Annotated in this window: 2 protein-coding genes, 1 tRNA gene, 1 other RNA gene and 3 pseudogenes; all 7 read left to right on the forward strand. The window is 40.1% G+C overall.

The genetic code is table 11. The features are described from left to right. Positions 1-56 precede the first annotated feature (56 nt). Positions 57-149: transfer RNA gene (locus tag JCM9140_RS21565), tRNA-Ser, on the forward strand. Between the two features lie 94 nt (positions 150-243). Then, positions 244-692, forward strand: a pseudogene (gene tadA, locus JCM9140_RS21570) (tRNA adenosine(34) deaminase TadA). A 101-nt stretch (positions 693-793) separates the two neighbouring features. After that, an RNA gene (gene ffs, locus JCM9140_RS23415) (signal recognition particle sRNA large type) lies at positions 794-1,059 on the forward strand. 163 nt (positions 1,060-1,222) lie between these two features. Further along, entirely contained in the window at positions 1,223-2,908 is a 1,686-nt protein-coding gene (dnaX, locus tag JCM9140_RS21575) for a DNA polymerase III subunit gamma/tau (protein WP_034751622.1), read from the forward strand. A gap of 18 nt (positions 2,909-2,926) precedes the next feature. Beyond that, positions 2,927-3,238 carry a YbaB/EbfC family nucleoid-associated protein gene (locus JCM9140_RS21580; protein ID WP_034751624.1) on the forward strand — a complete coding sequence of 104 codons (312 nt, stop codon included), beginning with the start codon at positions 2,927-2,929 and terminating at the stop codon, positions 3,236-3,238. An 11-nt stretch (positions 3,239-3,249) separates the two neighbouring features. Then, positions 3,250-3,845: pseudogene (gene recR / locus JCM9140_RS21585) on the forward strand (recombination mediator RecR). 20 nt (positions 3,846-3,865) lie between these two features. Beyond that, positions 3,866-4,085, forward strand: a pseudogene (locus JCM9140_RS25075) (YaaL family protein); the annotation flags it as partial.

The raw sequence follows: 4,085 nt of genomic DNA on the forward strand, positions 1-4,085 counted from the left end.
AAAAAATGCTTGTCTTTTTCTTTGTTTTTCTTTATAATAAGTTTTGTCAGTCAAACGGAGGAATACCCAAGTCCGGCTGAAGGGATCGGTCTTGAAAACCGACAGGCGGGTTAAACCGCGCGGGGGTTCGAATCCCTCTTCCTCCGCCATACATAAAATGTTACACTACCAGAAGTGGTAGTGTTTTTTATTATTTCTGTTGCTGAGTGGAGTGAGAGTTTGTTGGATAATCACGAAACATGGATGAAGGTTGCGTTGGAAGAAGCGAAAAAGGCCGAAGCTATAGGAGAAGTTCCGATTGGGGCAGTACTTGTCAAAGATAATGAGGTTATAGCTAGGCTCATAACAGGAGAGAAATTGATCAGCAAGCGTTAGCTCATGCAGAAATTGCTGTTATTAATGAGGCTTGTGAAAAATTAGGTAGTTGGCGTCTGTTAGGTTGTACTCTTTATGTAACACTCGAACCTTGTCCGATGTGTGCGGGAGCCATTGTTCAGTCGCGTATTGATAAGGTCGTTTACGGTGCAGCTGACCCGAAAGCGGGTTGTGCAGGTACGTTAATGAATTTATTAAATGAACCAAGGTTTAATCATCAAACAAAAGTGGTCGCTGGTTGTCTAGAGGAAAGATGTAGTTCTATCTTAACGACATTTTTTCGTGCTTTAAGGCTGAGAAAGAAGGCTTTGAAGTAGTGTGGTTTGCTTTTCCAGTTGGTTATGGTTGCTTTTTTTAGATAAACCATCTATACTAGGTATTGCGTCGTTATGACGCCTTAACAACGTTATTTAATTTGCCGTGCTAGGTGGGGAGGTAGCGGTGCCCTGTACTCGCAATCCGCTGTAGCGAGGCTGAATTCCCTCTTTAGGTATTGTCATCGCAGGGTCTGACCTAAGTAAGTGGTGTTGACGCTTGGGTTCCACGCAACGGAAACCCATGAACCCTGTCAGGTCCGGAAGGAAGCAGCAGTAAGTGGCCCCTTCCGTGTGCCGTGGAGTCGCCTGGGCCGAGCTAACTGCTTAGGTAACGCCTGTGATGGCTTTATCGACAGAGGGTGCACGGTATTAATTTTCTATAAAAAACAATTACGTTCGCGTAGTTGTTTTTTTATTTTGAAAAAATGTAATATTTGTAAGTTGAGATCGTTGATAGAAACATACATACTTTAAAAAACCTTTTGCAATCGCTATAATGGAGAAGAGTGTTTAAAAAGGAGGTAGTGGGATTGGCTTATCAAGCGCTGTATCGTGTTTGGCGTCCGCAACAATTAAAAGATGTTGTAGGACAAGAGCACATTACTAAAACGTTACAAAATGCATTATTACAACAAAAATTATCCCACGCCTATTTGTTCTCTGGTCCACGAGGTACAGGTAAGACAAGTGCGGCCAAAATTATAGCAAAAGCGATAAATTGTGAAAAAGCCCCTGTGGCAGAGCCTTGTAATGAGTGTTCTGCATGTGTAGGCATTACGACAGGTTCCATCGTTGATGTCATAGAAATTGACGCAGCTTCGAATAACGGTGTTGATGAAATACGGGATATACGTGATAAGGTGAAATTTGCTCCAAGTGAAGTTCGTTATAAAGTGTATATCATTGATGAAGTACATATGTTATCAACGGGAGCCTTTAACGCTTTATTGAAGACCTTAGAAGAACCGCCTGGACATGTATTGTTTATACTAGCTACAACTGAACCTCATAAAATTCCCCTTACGATTATTTCTAGGTGTCAACGCTTTGATTTTAAGAGAATTACCAATCAGGCAATTGTTTCTAGAATGCGCTATATTCTTGAACATGATTCGGTTTCGGCAGAAGAAGAAGCTTTGTTTATGATAGCTAGAGCGGCAGAAGGTGGTATGAGGGATGCTTTAAGTTTACTTGATCAAGCCATTTCCTTTGCAGATGAAACGTTGCAGTTAGAAGATGTTTTGGCAGTAACAGGTGCTGTTTCTCAACAAGCTTTAACAGATGTTGTTGCATCGATAGAGGTTGGGGATACGTTACAGGCACTTCAACTATTAGAGAAGTTACTCCAAGATGGAAAAGACCCTGTGCGATTTGTTGAGGACTTAATTTATTATTTTAGAGATTTGCTGCTCTATAAAAATGCTCCTGCGGCTGAGGATCTGCTCGAACGTGCAAAAGTAGATGAACACTTCAAACAACTATCAAGTAAAGTAGAAGGTGCTTGGCTCTATTCAGCAATTGAATCGTTAAATGCTAGTCAACAAGAAATGAAGTGGTCTGCGCATCCTAAGATTTTTCTTGAATTGGCTTTATTGAAGTTAGTGAATCAACAAGTAAGGGAAAATGGTGCGTCAACCATATCTTCAACTGAAGTGGAAGAGTTAAAGAAAAGGGTTGTGCTACTAGAGAAAAGGTTAGAAAACGCACAGGCCGTTCATGTGTCAAATGCTACAGAGGAATCGCAAGTACCAAAACAAAGAAGGGTTAAGAAAGTTCCTGCTCAAGCACGTACATCATCAGCAAGAGTAAAGGAAACCTTAAAAGAGGCAGACAAACGTCATTTACAAGTTGTCACTTCAAGATGGGGTGATGTTATGGAACGCATTAAAACAAAGAGTGTTCCGGCTCATGCTTGGTTAAGTGACTGTAAACCTGTAGCTGCCTCTTCGGCAACTGTTGTTCTTGCATTTCAAAATGAAATGCATCGTGATATGATGGATACGAAGTTCCGTGAAGTGTTAGAATTGATTCTAACCGATACATTAAACGGTCAAACGACATTTGCTACACTTCTTCAAACACATTGGGAACAGGTGAAAGAGGAATATGTAGCTGAGCAAAAAGGTTCTTCTAATGAAACGAATGAAAGTGACTCTTTAATAGAAGAAGCTGTAAAATTAGTTGGTGAAGACTTTATTGAAATTAGTGATTCATAAACTGAGGAGGATACAAAAATGAAAAACATGGGAAATATGATGAAACAAATGCAAAAAATGCAAAAGCAAATGGCAAAAGCTCAGGAAGAGTTAAAAGAAAAAACAGTTGAAGCTACTGCTGGTGGCGGAATGGTAACGGTTATTGCGAGTGGAGATAAGCGTGTCTTGGATGTGAAAATCTCTGAGGATGTAGTCGATCCAGATGATGTTGAAATGTTACAAGACTTAATCTTAGCTGCAACAAATGAAGCTCTAAAGAAAGTTGATGAGCTTGTCGAGCAAGATATGGGTAAATTCACGAAAGGTATGAATATTCCCGGAATGTTCTAGGAGGGGACAATTTGCAGTATCCTGAACCGATAGCTAAGTTAATGGAAGGTTTTATGAAATTGCCAGGTATTGGACCTAAGACGCTAGCCGCCTGGCTTTTTTTGTTTTAGATATGAAAGAAGATGATGTTCTTGATTTTGCAAAAGCGCTAGTAAATGCAAAACGAAACCTCACTTATTGTTCTGTTTGCTACAATATTACGGACACCGATCCATGTCGAATTTGCGAAGATCAACAACGAGATAAGTCTTTGGTGTGTGTCGTTCAAGAAGCAAAGGATGTCATTGCTATGGAGAAGATGAAGGAGTATCATGGTGATTATCACGTCCTTCAAGGTGCCATTTCGCCGATGGATGGGATTGGCCCTGAAGACATTAAAATCCCAGAACTCTTAAAACGGCTTCAAGACGATACCATTCAGGAAGTAATCATTGCAACGAACCCTACAATTGAGGGAGAGGCGACAGCTATGTATATTTCAAGGCTTGTAAAACCTACTGGCATTAAGGTTACACGGATTGCTCACGGGCTTCCGGTAGGTGGAGATTTGGAATATGCAGATGAAGTCACGCTCTCAAGGGCCATTGAAGGAAGAAGAGAATTATAATCTAAATTCAAGAAATAAGGGTGGCGTGTGTTTTGTTTCGAAAAAAACAAAAGCTTCGTAAGTTTGAAGATGCTCAGTTACTAAAATATCTTGAAGAACAAAAAAAGAAACTTGATAGTGAAAAACAATTAATAAAAAGGAGTATTGACCTTCGGAGGATGTATTAAACCAGTTAAAGGTAACAGAGGCGGTTTACTCTTTTTTGTTAAGGAAAGCTAGAGAACGATATATTCAAAAGAA

Origin of the sequence: Halalkalibacter wakoensis JCM 9140, assembly GCF_000513095.1 — a bacterium.
In the GTDB taxonomy this organism is placed as follows: domain Bacteria; phylum Bacillota; class Bacilli; order Bacillales; family Bacillaceae_D; genus Halalkalibacter; species Halalkalibacter wakoensis.